We start from the raw sequence: 18516 nt of genomic DNA, 5'->3' as shown, positions 1-18516 counted from the left end.
AGACAGTGAGAGTAATACGATGACAAAAAGTAGTTCGGCAACAAAAAAACTTTTAAAAGTCGCGGGCATCCTGGTACTCGTGCTTGTAGCTGCAGGTGTGGTTGCAAACGCGATGGGATGGATGGATTCCGGAGAGAATGAAATTAGCGTAGAAACCGCCAATGCTGAGCTTCGGACCATCACTCAAATCGTGTCAGCTTCTGGTCGAATCCAGCCGGAAACCGAGGTAATTATCCGGCCTGATGTATCCGGTGAAATTATTGAACTGAACGTCAGAGAGGGAGATTTCATCAGGGAAGGCGATCTTTTACTGCGAATCAAACCTGATATTTACCAGGCCAGGATTGATGAGCTTCGTGCCTCGCTTCTCTCTCAGCAAGCAAGAATGGAAGAGGCTCGGTCTAACATGCTGCAGTCTCAGTCAGAATTCCAAAAAAGTGATCAGCTGTATCAGCAAAACCTTATTTCAGAGTTGGAATATAGCCAGGTTAAGAATACGTACGAAGCTCGCCAGGCAAATTTAAAAGCAGCCGAATACCAGATCCAAAGTGCCCAGGCTCAACTGCGTAGGGCTGAGGAAGAACTTCAGCAAACGGTCATAAGAGCACCGCGAGATGGCACAATCAGCAGGCTTTCAGTAGAGGAGGGCGAACGCGTGCTTGGAAATGCCCAGACAGCCGGTACTGAAATGATGAGAATTGCCCGCCTGAACCAAATGGAAGTTGAAGTTGATGTCAACGAAAACGATATCGTTAATGTGAGTACTGACGACCTTGTTGATATTGAGGTTGATGCGTATCCAAATCGTATTTTTGAAGGACGGGTGACAGAAATTGCCAATTCAGCTGATGTTTCAAGTAGTGGTTCTGCCGAACAGATCACAAACTATAAGGTGAAAATTCGTATCACAACACCTCACAATCTCGATTCGGGGCCAGAAGACTTTATCGTTCAGGTAACTGATCAGGAAACACCTACCCGGGCCGAATCTCCAAACTTTAAGCCGGGAATGTCTGGCACTGTAGATATTCGTACAAATACGGTGGTTGATGTTGTTTCAGTTCCCATTCAGGCAGTAACAGTTAGGGACTTTGCTGCGGACGCTGCCGAAAGTGATTCACTTGAATCAGATTCTACGGGCGCTGATACCAATGCCGGTGAGGCCATGCGAACCAACAGGAGTTCGAAGGAAGAAGATTTCAGGAAAGTTGTATTTATAAACAATAACGGCGTTGCAAAACGCACCGAGGTTGAGACAGGAATTAGTGACAACACGCATATCCAGATTCTGAGTGGTGTCCGGGATGGTGATGAAATAGTAACCGGTAATTACCGAATTTTGTCACGCGAACTGCAAAAGGATGATAAGATAAAAGTGTCAAATAACATTCAGACGAGCGAGTCATAATCACCTCCTGAAGAATATAATTTACGCCAGCAAACCTATACGCAACAAAACGAAGAAACAATGAACGAAACTGTCATAAAAATCCGCGATTTAAAGAAAACGTACCTGATGGGTACAATGAAAGTAAATGCCCTCAATGGCGTATCATTCGATATTCACCCGAATGAGTACATCGCTATTATGGGGCCGTCCGGTTCTGGTAAATCAACACTCATGAATATGATAGGCTGCCTGGATACACCAACGGAAGGAACGTATGTTCTGAATGGAAACGATGTAAGTAAACTGGATGATGGTGAACTGGCACAGGCAAGAAACCGTGAAATTGGATTCGTATTTCAAACATTTAACCTGCTTCCCAGAACTGATTGCCTCAGTAATGTTGAACTGCCATTGATTTATGCCGGCATGAAGACCCAGGAAAGAAGAAAACGTGCATCTGAAACATTGCACAAAGTTGGTTTGGGTGATCGAATGGATCACAAGCCGAATGAATTGTCCGGCGGACAGCGTCAGCGGGTTGCAATTGCCCGTGCTTTAGTCAATGATCCTTCAATTTTGTTAGCTGATGAACCAACGGGTAACCTCGACACCAAAACCGGTGATGAAATTATGCGCCTTTTTGAAGGGCTTTACAGAAATGGCAATACCATTATTGTTGTAACCCACGAACAGGAAATTGCCGATCACGCCCGCAGAATCATCAGGTTGCGTGATGGAGTAATTGAAACCGACGAGCCGGTCAGCCAGCCTGTACTTGCCAATGCAGATTTGGATACTGCGATTGTGGCTTAGTGATTCAATATTGCCGCCGTGTCAGCCGTCTTCGGATTAAATTTTGACTCTTTTATCTTCTTGAGTCAACCTTCCAATGTTATGTTAATTCTTATTTGTCGGATAAAGACCTGACAGCAATCCCGGTGCCAGTATTTTCTGGTCCCGATCCCTCGGGGCTTTGCCGGGCTTCTTTCAGCACCTCATTTTCCCATATAAGGGATCCCTTTGGGAAGGGTGTTTGAATCAGGCTTTTTGAGTCGTATTTAAGCTTAAAAACCTAATGGCTACCACCCCCAGCCCCTCCTTACACAGGAGGGGAGTGCTTTTGGTCCTGATTTATAATCGAACTCAGGTTTCAGCGGTAAAAAACCAACGCTGTCAGATTTAATGGGTGTCTCTAATCTCTCAGCCAGCAGAAACAGCGTCCAGACGCGCTGTATTGGCAAGCCCTCTTCTGTTCAGTTACTGCTCATCTGAGAAACTTAATTTTGTAAAATTTTAAGCTTTCCTCAGGAACCCATCAATCCTTTATGATTGTTTGAACAGCATGAATAAAGACAATATCATCTACGATTGCATCATTATTGGGTCGGGAATGGGAGGAATGACGGCGGCATCCTACCTGGCAAACGCCGGCTATTCTACGCTCGTGCTGGAAGCAGGATTATCTCTTGGCGGTTGCAGCTCATCCTACAAAAGAAAAGGGTACATTTTTGAATCAGGTGCAACAACCCTTATTGGTTTTGATGAGCATCAGCCGCTTAGAATTCTTGAGGAAGATCTCGGCATTACCATCCCAAAGATTCCTATAGAACCCTCGATGCAGGTTCACTTCAACGGTGAAAAAATAACACGATACCAGGACCGGCAAAAGTGGATTGACGAAGCTATCAAACATTTTGGTGAACGTGATGCTCAAGAATCCTTTTGGAAACTGGCATTTAAGGTTGCAGATGTTGTTTGGAAAGTATCAGGTAAAAATCACTTTTTTCCTCCTCAGAAACCGCTCGACTGGTTTCGGCTGCTGAAAAATGATCCCAGGGATATTTGGGTCTTGCCATACGCACTTCGCTCAGTCAAAAAAGTTGCTGTAGAGAAAGGAATATCGAACCCTGATTTTATCACTTTTTTGGATGAGCAGCTGATGATATCGGCCCAGGCAACATCTTCAGAAACACCTTTTCTGTTTGGCGCTCCCGCGTGTACCTATACAAACGCAACAAATTATTCTGTTCCCGGCGGCCTTGTTGTAATGATTCATACGCTCAGAGATTTCATTGAAAAAAATAACGGTAAGGTCCGAAATAAAGAGAAAGTTATCAGCATTGATAAGCGTGACAACCTTTTTACAGTAATTTCAGAAAAAGCACGAAAAAAACTTACTTACCAAAGCAGATTTGTGATTAGTAATCTGCCTGTCTGGAATATGAGCGGTATTACTCATGGCCGGATTTCGGAATATTTCGATAAAGAGAGCGGCAAGTACCAAAAAGCCTGGGGTGCCTTTACGATGGGAATGGCCATAAAAGATGTATTTGAACGCAACATCCCGCTTCATCACCAAATACACCTCCGTAAAGATGATAAGATAGAAGGCCTGAATTCCGACTCAATCTTCGTATCTTTGTCCCATCCGAATGACAGAGTTCGGTCGCCCGATGGGTTTCGTACAATAAATGTGTCAACCCATACAGACCCTGACTGGTGGTTTCAGCTCAACGGCAGCTATGAACATCATAAACAGATGGTTCAGGAACAGATTCTTCGGATTATGGTTGAACGGCTTGACGGCTTCAGTCGCGAAAATATTGAAACGGTATTTTCGTCTACCCCGGTTACATGGAATAACTGGGTGTATCGAAAGAAAGGACGCGTAGGAGGAATCCCCCAGCAAATGGATCGTTCGTTACTCGACTGGACACCAAATGAAACACCGTTTGGAGGACTATATCTCGTAGGAGATACTGTGTTTCCGGGTCAGGGAATTCCCGGCGTAACTTTAAGCGGAATCAACGTATATTACAGAATACAGAACTTTTTAAACCAATAACGATTTTTTGAATTTTCAAAACGACAGTTTTTCACCTAACGCACAGTTTTCAGTATTTCCACCGGCTGTTAAACACCTTATTATTGTTAATGCTCTTTGTTTTCTGGCAATCGCTACACCAACCATTGGGGATTTACTTTTCCGGTTTGGTGCGCTCTGGCCTATTGGTCATCCATTGTTTGAACCTTGGCAGTTAGTTACATATATGTTTTTACATGGTGGATTGGGGCACATATTCTTCAATTTGTTTGCTCTTTGGATTTTTGGACAGGCTATTGAAAATTTTTGGGGAACTAAACGGTTTACCGTCTACTATTTCCTGACCGGAATAGGTGCTGCCCTGATACATATGTTCATTGGTGCAGGCGGTGCTCCTACGGTAGGAGCTTCAGGTGCTGTTTATGGAATCTTACTTGCCTTTGGTATGATGTTTCCTGATCGCTACATCGTGTTACTGATACCTCCGGTTCCAATTAAAGCTAAGTATTTTGTTGCTATCTTTGGAGCCATTGAACTGCTTAGCGGTGTATTCAGGCCGGGCAGCGGTATTGCTCATTTTGCCCACCTTGGTGGTATGGTTGTTGGTTTTATTCTCATTAAGTACTGGGGCTTAAAAGGCTCAAAACAGAGTTACTAATTATGTCAAGGTACGACTACGATTCTTTCTGGAATACACTCAAGCGCGGATTCATGCGAATCCCACCTGTTATACGAACAATTATAGCGATAAATGTTATCGTTTTTTTGTTGATGATATTCGCAGGCCAATTAATCGTGAATGTTTTTGGGTTTAATCCTGATCCATTTACAGCCCTTACACAGCCTTGGCGAATCGTTACCTATATGTTTGTTCACGGCGGAGCCTTTCACCTTATCTTTAATATGCTCTGGCTCTGGTGGATGGGACGTACGGTTGAAGAGACTATCGGGCCTCGATCCTTTTCAGTTATTTACTTTGGAGCCGGTATTGGCGGCGCACTTTTACAGATTGCACTTGCATCCATAGTAGGATCAAATATTGTGATTGGAGCTTCAGGTGCTGTTTTAGGTACACTCGTTGCTTTCGCATATCTGTTTCCCACCACTCCCATCATGCTGCTGTTCCTTCCCCCGATCGAAGCTCGTTTCTTTGTGGCTGGACTTGTAGCACTCGACGTTTTGCTAATCGGAGCAGGAGATAACATAGCACGTCTTGTACACCTTGGCGGTGCCGGCACAGGTTATTTGCTTGTAAAAATGCACTACGAAGGATATGATTTAAGCTCTTTCATTCGTCCTATCGAACAGATGTTTAAAGGAAAAGGGACGAAATCGAAAAAGAAAAAGCGACAGAAGAATAAAGATATGTACGCCGTTGCAGATGTGGAAATAATGGAAGAGAAGGATGCCGATGAACTTGATGAAATTCTCGAAAAAATTTCTAAAAAAGGATATGACGGTCTCACTAAAGAGGAGAAACAGAAACTTTTTGAGCTGAGTAAACGGAACTAAGTTACTCACGATACTGCAGGCAAGAAATATTGTTAGGGTGTTATTTTTAAACTCTGAATTATTCTCATTTACACACGGTTTGAGGTGTGAAGACGTTAGGAAATACAATTTTTGTTAGTAAACAGAATTTAGCAGCAGACTTTTCGATACAGAAAATTCAAATATCTGATTAATCATTATGAACACTATTGAACGCAGAAAATCTATTACCGTTAATGTTGGAGATGTTCCCGTAGGCGGAGATCATCCGATTGTTGTACAATCTATGACAAACACTGATACAGCGGATATAGATGAAACTGTTGATCAGATTGATCATCTGCACAAATCTGGATCGGAACTTGTTCGGATAACCGTGAATAATGATGCCTCAGCGAAGGCGGTCCCGTACATTAAAGAGAAACTTCTGAACAGGGGAGTGACGGTTCCCATTATTGGCGATTTTCACTACAACGGGCACAAACTTTTGCCGGCTTATCCGGATATGGCTAAGGCTCTGGCAAACTTCAGAATTAATCCTGGCAATACGGGTACAAAGACAAGAGATAAAAACTTCTGCACAATTGTTGAGCAGGCCATTAAATATGATAAATCGGTTCGCATCGGGGTGAACTGGGGCTCTCTCGATCAGCAGCTGCTTGCACAATACATGGATGAAAACAATAATCGCCCCAACCCAAAAACATCGAAGGAAGTGATGCTCGATACAATGGTTGAGAGTGCGCGTCGTTCAACGGCTCTTGCAGAAGATGTAGGTCTTTCGTCCGATAAAATTATTGTTAGCTGCAAAATGTCCGGCGTACAGGACCTCATCACGGTATATAGAAGAATTGCCAAAGACCTTAAATATCCGCTGCATCTTGGCCTCACGGAAGCCGGTATGGGAATGAAAGGCACTGTGGCTAGCTCTGTTGCACTCGGTATTCTCCTGCAGGAAGGAATCGGTGACACCATTCGAGTATCGCTAACCCCCATGCCCGGAGCCGACAGGGCAGAAGAGGTTCGCATAAGCCAGCAAATTCTTCAATCGCTGGGCATTCGGAGCTTTATTCCGCAGGTAACATCCTGTCCGGGATGCGGGCGTACCAAAAGTACCTATTTCCAGGAGCTGGCCGATGAAATTCAAAACTACATTGTGGAATCGATGCCGGTATGGCGTGAAGTTTATCCGGGTGTAGAAGAAATGGATGTGGCCGTGATGGGTTGTGTTGTGAACGGCCCGGGTGAATCGCGCCACGCAAATATTGGAATCTCACTACCCGGCACATTTGAAGAGCCTAAAGCTCCTGTATATGTTGATGGTGAACATTACAAAACATTGAGGGGTGAAGGAATAGGAGCAGAGTTTAGAAAAATTCTCGACAATTATGTTGTTAAGAATTATAGCAATGGTTCAGTTGACCAAGACGAGCAAAAAGATTCTCAGCCTGCATCATAGAAATCGACCATTCAATGTGAAACAGCTTTTTTAACTATTTGTATAATACATCGTGCTGTACCTACAGCAGAATGGTGCTTTGGCTGCAGGTTTTATTCATATCGGTATAGCTTTTCCTAAATACCACCATTTTTTCGCATTACTTATATATGCAATCAAAAAGGTTGACCTTGAATTTTTTTATTCAGATATTATGTAAGCGCTTACATTAATAATCGGTAAAACAGCTCATGCACTATTTTGCTGTATCTTTCAGGATTATAAGATAAGACAGTAGTTTTTTCGTATGATTTTAAAGAAAGATAATATTGTCAGACTCCGAATTCTTCAAATGTATAGCGCACAATGAATCGGAACATAAAAACGACAAGATTTTCAACTGACTTTCAACCAGATCAACTCAACCATTGCCTAATACAATCTACGATATAGCCAAAGCAGCGGGCGTCAGTATTGCTACTGTTTCAAGAGTATTCAATGAAAAAGGCAGAGTTCGGGAATCGACACGTAATAAGGTTTTGGCCGTGGCTGATAAAATGGGATATCATCCACAAGTATTTGCACAGGGCTTAGCCAGGAAAAAGAAGAACAGTATTATGATGTTTATTCCCATCATATCGAACCACTTTTTCATGGAGGTATTAAGTGCCATCCAGGACAAATTAACTGCAAAGAATTTCGAGCTAAATATTGTTCATATAACGTCTGATGAAGACCCGTTCAAACAAGTGGAATACCAGATTAAACGTCAGTGGGCTGATGGTTATCTATTTGTCTCCCTTCACTTTGAAAAGAATAAGTGGGAAGTTTTCAAGAAATTTGAAGTCCCCATTTCCGTCATTGATGATTCCAATCCGTTTTTTGATTCCGTGAACGTTGACAACGTTGAAGGGTCTTACCTGGCAACTGACTATTTCATAAAAAAAGGATTCAAACGAATAGCTTATTTATCAGCAGCACCGGATTCAGTTCCCGTAATTGAAAGGCTGACAGGGTATGAAAAAGCATTGTCTGCAGCTGGAATAGAGATCGATGATTATTTAATTCAGCGTGGTGATGATATGGCACGGGATGGATTCACTGAAAAAAGCGGGTACCAGGCAATGAAAAAAATCCTGTCCATAGATCCGCTACCCGAAGCTTGTGTTTGTGCATCAGACATTAAAGCAATCGGTGCGATGAAAGCGATGGAGGAGACCGGCAAGCATATCCCGTTAATTGGATACGATAATCTTACAATTGCCGAATATATCGGGCTCTCCACCGTTCATCAGCCAATATACAAGATGGGAGCTGAAGCAACAGAAAGTCTGATCAAACGCATCAGCAAGCCAAAAGAGGAACCCACAACACTGATTTATAAACCTGAACTTGTTATCAGGAGCTCATCTGAAGTTCTTGCTGATAGCAAAAAAATAGCATAGAATATGAACTACAAATACAGTTTACGCACCATAGTCACTACGCTGATACTGCTTTTTATTCCGCTATCCCTTTTTGGGCAGGCCATCAAAACCGATCCGGCATTTCCGGCAGAGGATAAGCCACTGACAATTGTGTTTGATGTGTCAGAGACCCAGAATAATGATCTTCAAGGCTACAGCGGCAGCGTGTATGCCCATACGGGTGTTATTCTTAACGAAGCTGATAAAAACAGCGGGAGCTGGTCCTACGTCATTGCCGATTGGCCGGTTAATATTTCTCGTGCACAACTAACGTCGCTGGGTAACGATCAGTGGGAACTACAAATTGACGATATCAGGGAGTATTATGAAATTCCTGATTCTGAAGGTGAAGTGCTGCAATTGGCGTTTGTCCTTCGAAACAGTGACGGCTCGCTCCAAACCGAAGATCTTTTTGTTGACTTGTTTGATGATGAACTCCAGGTTCGGTTTACGAGCCCGTCGATCGTGGGTCTAAATCCTTTTTTTGCGGACGACGGTCAGAGCATAAATTTCGAAATTGCGGGTTCCTCTGAACTGGGGACGCTTTCCTCCATAACGTTATTACAGGGTGATACCGAAATTGTAAGTGTTTCAGACACTGACATGCTCTCGACTACATATGTTGTGACAGGATCAGGCCGTACTGACTTTTATGCTGTGGCCGAAGATCAGCAAGGAACCACAGCATCTGATACGCTCAGTATTATCATCAAACCTGATGTTGTACGGCTGGCAAGGCCACAGGGGATTGAAGACGGAATCACATATCACGCCTCTGACACCGACAAAGTAACGCTATCGTTTTTTGCCCCGGGCAAAGAGTTCGCTTACGTGATTGGGAGTTTCTCTGATTGGGAAGTACAGGATGAGTATTACATGAATCTTGATGAAGCCAGTGCAGACAGTGCCCATTTCTGGATCGAAATTGATGGCTTACAGCCGGGCGTGCAGCACACATTTCAATATCTGATTGATGGAGAATTGCGTGTGGCTGACCTGTATTCAGAGCTGGTTTTGGATCCTGACTTCGACCAATACATTCCGGAAACGATCTATCCTGATATGCCTGAATACCCAGCGGGGCTAACAGAGGAAATGGTTTCCGTCATTGAAACGGGACAAACAGACTACCAATGGCAAGTTCCTGACTTTCAACGTCCTGCCAAGGAAGAGCTCGTCATTTACGAGCTGCTCCTGCGCGATTTTCTTGAAGAGAGCTCATTTTCGACCTTGCGCGATACACTTAGCTACCTCGAGAACCTGGGAATTAATGCAATTGAATTGATGCCGGTATCGCAGTTCGACGGAAACATCAGCTGGGGCTACAATCCAACATTTCATGGAGCACTAGAGAAATCATATGGATCTCGTCAGGCATTCAGAGAATTTGTAGATGAGGCACATCAGCGCGGCATGGCTGTTTTGTTGGATGTGGTGTATAATCACGCCCATGATAAATCACCTCTGGTCCGTATGTTTGGCACAAATAGTTCGGAAAATCCTCTGCTTGGACCAGGCCACGCCTACAATGTCTTTTTTCATCTGAATCACGACAATAGCTACATCAAATACTGGCTGGACCGGATGAACCGGCATTGGCTTGAAGAATATAATATTGATGGTTATCGGTTTGATTTAAGCAAAGGATTTGCATCAAATGTTGATAACCAATCGCTTCTTGATGGACGCAATGAACAGCGTATTACAAATCTCAAACGGATGGCTGATGAAATCTGGTCTTACGATCCTGAAGCCTATGTTATTCTTGAGCATTTTGCTGCGAATTCTGAGGAAATTGAACTTTCCGATTATGGAATGATGCTATGGGGCAACCATAATCACAATTACAGCCAGGCATCGATGGGCTATACGCAGGAGTCCAACTTTTCAGGTATTCACTTTGCCAACAGAGGATGGAGCAATCCTCATCTTGTAGGCTATATGGAAAGCCATGATGAACAGTGGATTATGCTCAAAAACCGTAAGTTCGGCAACAGCGATACGGAATACGATGTAACAGATTTCAGGACTGCCATTGACAGGCAAAAGCTTACAGGGTCCTTCTTTCTAACAATACCGGGGCCGAAAATGCTTTGGCAGTTTGGTGAACTCGGCTATGGATGGGGAGAAGGCGAGTGCCTGAAGCCCGGTGGCAGCGGATCGGGAGATTGTACGCCATCCGATCCCGGCCGAACAGATGAAAAACCAATTCGCTGGGAGTATGCAGACAATTCAGTCCGGTATAATCTTTACCGTACCTGGAGCGAACTGTTACGATTACGGGAGTCAAGTCCGGTTTTTACGAGTGCTGAAACGCAGTTTAGCTCATCACTTAGTGGTGAAATCAAATCGTTAGAACTGCTGCACAATGATATGAACGCTGTTATCGTGGGCAATTTTGGAGTTTTTGGCCAAAGTGCATCTATTACACTTCCGGAAACCGGCACATGGTATGATTTTGTGTCTGGTACCGAACTCAATGCGACAGAAACCAATCAATCGTTTGAGATGGCACCAGGTGAAGTACGTATCTATACGTCACAGGAAATTCCGGCATCGGAAGAAGGAGTATTTGTGAGTAATGAAGAGATTGCCGGTGCTGATATTCCTGAGAATTTCCGCCTCCGACCGAACTATCCAAATCCATTTAACCCAACGACCACCATTTCGTATGATATCCCACAGGCCAGCCCGGTTCAGCTGAATGTTTACGATGCGCTGGGCCGGCAAGTCGCAACGCTTGTTCAACGTGAAAATCACCCGGCCGGAACATTTACGGTCACCTTTGATGCGTCTCAATTAAGCAGCGGCATCTATTTTACACGACTGGAAAGCCAGGGGCTTACACGAATTCAGAAAATGTCGCTCATTAAATAGTGCGTCCTTTAAAGCAGGGTGAGTTAATCTCATCCTGCTTGATGGAGTGTTGAATAATAATTATGACATCATGAATATATCATCTTCAAGATTTACCCTGATATTTACTCTGCTATTGGTTGCCTCATTCCTGATGTCATGCGATGAGGAGACACCAGCCGCATCAGCGTACGTTCCCGAACCACCGGAATGGTCTGTTGACGCCTCAATTTATGAGGTTAACATTCGTCAGTATTCACCGGAAGGAACATTTAACGCCTTTACGGAACACATTCCGCGATTAAAGGAGATGGGCGTCGAAATCTTATGGCTGATGCCTATACATCCCATTGGAGAGAAAAACCGAAAGGGAAGCCTCGGAAGTTATTACTCAGTGGCTGATTACAGAGCCGTAAACCCGGAGTTTGGCACAAAAGAAGAATTCAGGAATCTTATTGAAACGGCTCATGAGTATGATATGAACGTCCTTCTCGATTGGGTAGCTAATCACACCGCTTGGGATCATGTCTGGACGGAGACAAACCCCGAGTTTTATGAAACAGATGAAAATGGAAACTTCGTACCACCTGTAGAAGACTGGGAAGACGTTATTCAGCTTGATGTAGACAATCCCCAGATGCAGGAGCAGATGATCCAGGCGATGGAGTACTGGGTAAGTGAGTTTGGTGTGGACGGATATCGCGCAGATGTTGCTTACATGGTACCCACTGACTTTTGGGTAAGAGCAAGGAAAAGGCTCGACGAGATCAAGCCGGTATTTATGCTGGCTGAGGCAGAAGTCCCTGAACTTCATCAGGCATTCGATATGACCTATGCCTGGGATTATGCGGAAACCATCAGGAATGTTGGGGCCGGTGAGGCTGAACTGTCTGCTATTGATGAAGCACTTAATGAAAATTTTGAGCAATTCGATAAGTCTGATTATCGCATGTTTTTCACAACCAACCATGATGAAAACTCCTGGACGGGTAGCGATCCTGAGATGTATGGCAAGAATTTCGAGAATTTTGCGGTGATGTCGGCTACGGTCTGGGGTATGCCACTCATTTATAGCGGTCAGGAATCACGCCTTGATCAGCAGCTCGATTTTTTCGAGAAAGACCTGATTGAATGGGGTAATTATCCACTGGAAGATTTCTATAGAACACTGTTGACGCTTAAGTCAGAAAATTCGGCACTGTACAACGGTGACGAGGGTGGAAGTTACTTAAAGGCATCTACCGATAGAAATGATGCGATATTTTCATATAAGCGAATCAAAGATGAAGACCGGGTATTTGTGATATTAAACTTCTCAGATGAACCCGTCAATTTCACGTTCGATTCAGGCGACCAGGGTCGTTGGTTTGATGAGTTTAGCCTTGATTCGGTCAGCGTTTCTTCAAACTACGAAATGGAGCCCCACCGCTATAAATTATTGAGCCGCTAATACGGTTTTCATCTCCAAAATTAATAAGTCACCTACTCAAAAAATATGAAGCCTCAAAAACGTCCAAAACTTAGCTTTTGGGAGATCTGGAACATGAGTTTCGGTTTCCTCGGTATCCAATTTGGGTTTGCATTACAGAACGCAAACGTCAGCCGTATTTTTGAGACGCTCGGGGCAAATGTGGACGATATTCCGATTTTATGGATAGCCGCGCCCTTAACAGGACTCGTGGTTCAGCCGATTATCGGGTATTTTAGTGACCGCACGTGGACCCGGCTTGGACGACGACGGCCCTATTTTTTATTTGGGGCAATAGCTGCCTCAATCGCACTCATCTTTATGCCAAATTCACCGGCATTGTGGGTTGCCGCAGGTATGTTATGGATTATGGATGCCTCTATAAACATCTCTATGGAACCGTTCCGGGCATTTGTCGGCGATATGCTGCCGTCGGAACAGCGAACGAAAGGATTCGCCATGCAGAGTTTCTTCATTGGTACAGGTGCGGTAGTGGCATCCGCGCTTCCTTGGATCTTAACAAATTGGTTCGGCGTGGCCAATACGGCCGGTCCCGGACTGGTTCCGCCATCAGTCAAGTGGTCGTTTTACCTTGGTGCTTTTGCATTTTTAAGTGCTGTACTCTGGACTGTTTTTCGCACAAAAGAATATACACCGGAGGAACTGGAAGCATTTGAAGCGGCTGAAAAAAATGAAATAGAAGACAAAAACGCCATTCGGGATGTCCCTATCATTGCCGGCGAAGGTCAGAAGAAAATTAATCTTGGACTTATTTTCACAGTCATTGGCGTAATTACAACTTACCTGACCTATGAATATGCTCTGGATAAGGAAGTTTACGTTGCTACAGGCGGATTAATCGCAATTGGTGTGGTTATGTTTTTTGCAGGTTTGTTTCAAAAGAATGGAAAAACAGAACAGGGGCTGGTAGTGGTGATGCACGATTTTATTCACATGCCCAAAACAATGAAGCAGCTGGCCTTAGTTCAGTTTTTCTCATGGTTCGCCCTGTTTGCCATGTGGATTTATACGACAGCCGGCGTGACGGCTCATGTTTACGAAGCAACTGATACAACGAGTGAACTATACAACATAGGGGCCGACTGGGTTGGTGTGATGTTCGGCGTTTACAATGGGGTAGCCGCCATCGTAGCATTTGGCCTGGCACCAATGGCAAAACTGCTGAGCAGAAAGTGGGTACATGCGCTGTCACTCATACTCGGCGGAATAGGATTGATCATGATCTACTATATATCTGACCCGATACATCTCATTTACTCCATGATTGGCATAGGTATTGCCTGGGCGTCAATTCTTGCAATGCCATACGCAATTTTGGCTGGCTCGATTCCATCTCAAAAGATGGGACTCTATATGGGAATTTTTAATTTTTTCATTGTCTTACCACAGCTCATAGCTGCGACTATTCTTGGTTACGTTACCCGAACGTACTTTGAAGGAGAGGCCGTTTTCGCTCTTGTTTTGGGCGGAATTGTGATGATTATTGCTGCCGGCACCATGTATTTCGTTGATGATGTAGATGCCGAGTCTTAAGATTATGAAAGAACAGCACATTTTATTGATAGTAGATTAGTAAACCCCTATATTCTTGGCTTGCAAGTTTTCAGGAACAACTGAATTCTTCACCCGGAGAGGTGCCAGAGTGGTCGAATGGGCTCGCCTGGAAAGCGTGTGTACCTCGAAAGAGGTACCGAGGGTTCGAATCCCTCCCTCTCCGCATTTTACGATTTCCATCTTTATATTTCCCGCCTTTATAGTACCTCGAAAGAGATACCGAATGGATGCCCATAGCAGAATCTCTCCCATTCCGCATTTTTTTCTGAGAGATGGTATTTTTCTTAGAGCTGCTTCCTTGAGTTTCAGCAAGGCACAGTTTTAAAATTCCTCGCTTAATTTTTTCTCTAAAAATGCAATGTCTGACGAGGTCAATCAAAATCTCGAAAGAGATGCCGACAGGTTCCTCATCGGATTGCCAAGGTAGATCCATGTCTCTCTAATATTACAGATCAACAAACCCACCTCTGGCTCGTTGCTGCTCAGCAACCGCCTGTCGCTTTGGAGTCTGTCTCGTTTTGGTGAGGTTGTGAAAGAACTACCAATTAAACCCTTAGATTAGTCATTTTATCCACAAAGGTACAAGGTCACGAAGATACACTAAGTTCCATAATTTCAACCATTAAACCTTTGTGATCCTTAGTGTCCTCGGGACTTCGTGGCTATATCATGTAAATTAATTTACAGTTGATACATTATTTTTTTTTAGCCTTCGGGCGAGGAGAGGTCTTTTCAGCAAATCGCTATGTCTCAAAAAAGTGGGGATAAATTCATTCCAAAGGGTTTTTATTATTTCCATCCCAGTGAGGGTTCGGACCTGAGAAAACTTCCGAAGCCAGTTATTATTGGGGCAGGGGTGGGGCCCTCAGTATTTCACAACGTCTACGCACATCGTTTCATAAGAGAGAAAATCTTTCACAATTTATCAATTTTCAGTTCTCTAAAAACAAAAATGGAATGTCGTGGGTAATTTTCGTTTCAGCAGTAGCCTTTCATTATCAAATATGTGCTGCTTTTAGTGCCGGTGATTCAAACTTCATTTTAAATATCCTGGTACTTACTCACCTCATCAAGCCCACTTTAGTTTCCCAGCTGTTTGACCGATAACATTACAAATACTATTAAAACCGTCAAACGCTGTGTAATCCCAACTACCCTCAAATAGATAGTTCAAGGGTAGTTTATCGGCCGGTTTGCATTCCCAAAAGTGTACCGGTTTGAACAACAACAAATTGATTGATCAGAGGAACTTCCAGATTGTATGGGCAAGGTTAATACAAAACAACACATCGGCAATCTACTGTTAAGCAGAGGTGTCATAAGTGAGAAAGAGCTGAGCCTTGCGGTACAAATTCTCGATGAGGAGCCGGCAGGGTCAAACCGACGATTGGGCCAAATCTTGCACCAGGATCTCAACCTGGACCGTCACGCTATTATGCGTGAAATCGCAAGTATTTATGCTTTCGATGAGATTTATTATGGGGTTGATGCCCTGCCGGAAGATCAAATAGAGTCGATAAAAACATATCTCGAAAAAGTTCCCAAGGAAACACTTGATGAATTGGTTCATCAAAAAGCAATACCTGTTGCTGTGAACAGCACTTCGCTCACTATTGCAACACCCGATCCTTCCAACCCTGAATTATCGAATCTTATATCGAACCTCAATTATAAAGAGTTCGACATTCGTTATTGCCGGTATGAATTGATTGATGATATCCTCTCCAAAGTTTACGAGCAGAAAAATGAGTTTTTGGATCTGCTCGAGGATATCGACATGGAGGATGGTGATATCAGCGAGGTAGAGGAGGAGGTTGATGAGGACGAAATTGATGCAGAAATCAACCAAAGTATGCTTAATTCCCTTGTTGAGGGAATGCTGGTTGAGGGGGTTCGGCGTGGGGTAAGTGATATGCATATCATCCCCAGCGGCCCAACAACAACGGATATACGATTCAGGACAGACGGTAAGCTTCAGCTCTGGTATCAGCAGAAAAATGTGAAACCGGAAGCGATTACGGCTGTCATCAAAGATAAAACACGAAATGTAGACCGCTTTGAAAGAGACAGCTCACAGGATGGGTTTATCCAGCGGGCCGTAGATAACTACAACATTCGGTACCGGGTGTCGATTATGCCGATGGTTGGGGCACAGTTTGATCGTAAATTCGAATCAATTGTGATTCGGATCTTGGATGACCGTGAGGTAATTACCGACCTTAACGTACTTGGTCTCCAGGAGCAGGCCAAGAAAGATTTTGTGAAAGCGATAGAGAAGCCGTCTGGTATAGTAATTATTACGGGACCAACCGGGAGCGGTAAGTCTACCACGCTTGTGGCCGCACTCTACTACGTTATTGATCCCACTAAGAACGTGCTTACCATTGAAGAGCCGGTGGAGTACCTGATTAAAGGCGCACGTCAGCTTAAGATTGGTAAGAATATGACGTTTGAACAAGCTATTCGTGGTATTCTTCGGCATGACCCCGACATTGTGCTGGTGGGTGAGATGCGGGACCTTCAGACGGCCGAGGTTGCCATTAAAATGGCGAACACCGGTCACCTTACGTTCTCAACGCTTCACACGAATGACGCTCCAAGTGCGGTTTCTCGACTATACAAAATGGGAATTGAGCCGTTTTTGATAGCAAATGCGGTGAATCTTGTGATGGCACAGCGACTTGTACGTCGACTTTGTAGCTGTAAGGAAATGTATAGCCCTGAGCATGAAACTTTGCGGGGAATTGGATTCAACGATACTGAAATTGAAAATTCCAGATTTTATAGAGCAGCCGGCTGTGAAAAATGTTATAATACCGGATATAAGGGACGAGTGGCAATTATGGAGGCGCTCTATTTTTCCAAAGAGATAAAACGTATTATCCTGCAGTCTGGCGGAGAAATTGATGAAGAACACATTAAGGAAACGGCTATAAAAAATGGTATGCTTACTCTTCGGGCATCGGGCAGAGAGCGAATCAAGAAAGGGGATACCACCGTTGAGGAAATTATGGCAATCACAGTAGACGATTAGTACATTTGAGTATGAAAGAGGAAAAACAATCGGGCACAGATATTATGCAGAAGCATTTACGGGACTTGTTAAAAGATCCGCCGCATCTGTTGAAAAACTTTCATTATGAAGATACGCTTGCATTTCTCGAACTGGGAGAACAAATTCGGTTCGTGGAAGGAGATACGATCATCAGGGAAGATGAATATGTCAACTCAGCTTATTTGATTGCAACGGGTAAAGTTTCCATCTGGAAAGAAAATATTCAGCTGACCACCCTGGGCGAACGGAATTTTATGGGAGAAACCTTTCTGTTCAGCAAAAACAACCGGCTTGCCAGAGTAACCTGCGAGGTGGACTGCATTATGCTGCAATATGATCGATATGAGACGCTGAATTATTTTCGCAAACGGCCGGAAAAACTTTTCAATATTTTTACCAAAAACATCATAGAGATCCAGCAAAATAAAATCTCGAATATGAACACTCAGCTGTACTATTTAAAGAAATCAATGCTGCCTTAACTCAAAGGTTTAATTGGTTGGCTAATAGATTCCTCATTAATTGGTGAATATTGTTATTAAAAGTTTTTTCATTTCTATGAGGATATGATTCGGAAATGGATTTTGACATAGATGTCAATTCAGGGTTTTTTTAAAGCCTGCATGAAGTCAACAGAGATTAAAATCTTTACCAATCATGAAAGCACTTTAAATTTTATCCACACAAATCAACAAAGAGCCAATTGATTTAGCTTGTCGTTAGGCAACAGCAGCAATTCATCCAGGTTAGTAGCTCACCTCCTAAATGCTGCTGATTCGTTTTCAGACAGTACAGACATACGACATATCTTTTCGATCATCTATTACACTCCTTTCTTTAGAAAAAACCATTTTGGACGATAAGTAATAGTAAGTAGATCTTGCCCGCCCGGTAAATGCTAACTATCGGGCCGCAGTCTTAAAATCGTCTTTGATCAATATCACCATTCTTCA

The 18516-nt window shown here is 43.6% G+C and carries 12 protein-coding genes and 1 tRNA gene; all 13 read left to right on the top strand.

Annotated features, from left to right (window positions below; genetic code table 11):
• Positions 1-19: 19 nt before the first annotated feature.
• The 13 genes from AABW11_RS02470 (at position 20) to AABW11_RS02410 (ending at position 18045) form a co-directional block, all read left to right on the top strand.
• Positions 20-1408 (top strand): efflux RND transporter periplasmic adaptor subunit, encoded by a 1389-nt coding sequence (locus AABW11_RS02470; protein ID WP_340103068.1) that lies wholly within the window; start codon positions 20-22, stop codon positions 1406-1408.
• 60 nt (positions 1409-1468) lie between these two features.
• A complete protein-coding gene (locus AABW11_RS02465) occupies positions 1469-2203 on the top strand; it encodes an ABC transporter ATP-binding protein (protein WP_340103066.1) in 735 nt (244 codons plus the stop codon).
• Between the two features lie 529 nt (positions 2204-2732).
• Positions 2733-4235 carry a phytoene desaturase family protein gene (locus AABW11_RS02460; protein WP_340103064.1) on the top strand — a complete coding sequence of 501 codons (1503 nt, stop codon included), beginning with the start codon at positions 2733-2735 and terminating at the stop codon, positions 4233-4235.
• Positions 4236-4242: 7 nt separating this feature from the next.
• On the top strand, positions 4243-4872 hold the full coding sequence (locus AABW11_RS02455; protein WP_340103062.1) for a rhomboid family intramembrane serine protease: 630 nt from the start codon (positions 4243-4245) through the stop codon (positions 4870-4872).
• A gap of 2 nt (positions 4873-4874) precedes the next feature.
• On the top strand, positions 4875-5726 hold the full coding sequence (locus tag AABW11_RS02450; protein WP_340103060.1) for a rhomboid family intramembrane serine protease: 852 nt from the start codon (positions 4875-4877) through the stop codon (positions 5724-5726).
• Between the two features lie 178 nt (positions 5727-5904).
• Complete coding sequence (ispG, locus tag AABW11_RS02445) at positions 5905-7164, top strand: flavodoxin-dependent (E)-4-hydroxy-3-methylbut-2-enyl-diphosphate synthase (RefSeq protein ID WP_340103058.1); 1260 nt, start codon at positions 5905-5907, stop codon at positions 7162-7164.
• Positions 7165-7571: 407 nt separating this feature from the next.
• The gene (locus AABW11_RS02440; protein WP_340103056.1) at positions 7572-8588 is read left to right on the top strand and encodes a LacI family DNA-binding transcriptional regulator; all 1017 of its coding nucleotides are present in this window, start codon (positions 7572-7574) and stop codon (positions 8586-8588) included.
• Between the two features lie 3 nt (positions 8589-8591).
• Positions 8592-11486, top strand: coding sequence for an alpha-amylase family glycosyl hydrolase (locus tag AABW11_RS02435; RefSeq protein ID WP_340103054.1), 2895 nt, complete (start codon positions 8592-8594; stop codon positions 11484-11486).
• Positions 11487-11556: 70 nt separating this feature from the next.
• Positions 11557-12915 carry an alpha-amylase family glycosyl hydrolase gene (locus tag AABW11_RS02430; protein ID WP_340103052.1) on the top strand — a complete coding sequence of 453 codons (1359 nt, stop codon included), beginning with the start codon at positions 11557-11559 and terminating at the stop codon, positions 12913-12915.
• Between the two features lie 45 nt (positions 12916-12960).
• A complete protein-coding gene (locus AABW11_RS02425) occupies positions 12961-14487 on the top strand; it encodes an MFS transporter (protein WP_340103050.1) in 1527 nt (508 codons plus the stop codon).
• A 95-nt stretch (positions 14488-14582) separates the two neighbouring features.
• Positions 14583-14671: transfer RNA gene (locus tag AABW11_RS02420), tRNA-Ser, on the top strand.
• A gap of 1098 nt (positions 14672-15769) precedes the next feature.
• Positions 15770-17542 carry a GspE/PulE family protein gene (locus AABW11_RS02415; protein ID WP_340103049.1) on the top strand — a complete coding sequence of 591 codons (1773 nt, stop codon included), beginning with the start codon at positions 15770-15772 and terminating at the stop codon, positions 17540-17542.
• An 11-nt stretch (positions 17543-17553) separates the two neighbouring features.
• Positions 17554-18045 carry a Crp/Fnr family transcriptional regulator gene (locus AABW11_RS02410; RefSeq protein ID WP_340103048.1) on the top strand — a complete coding sequence of 164 codons (492 nt, stop codon included), beginning with the start codon at positions 17554-17556 and terminating at the stop codon, positions 18043-18045.
• Positions 18046-18516 lie beyond the last annotated feature (471 nt).

The organism is Rhodohalobacter sp. 8-1 (assembly GCF_038150125.1).
Lineage (GTDB): Bacteria > Bacteroidota > Rhodothermia > Balneolales > Balneolaceae > SW132.
Note: the sequence above shows the minus strand (reverse complement) of the source record. Positions and strands in the feature narration are given on the sequence as shown.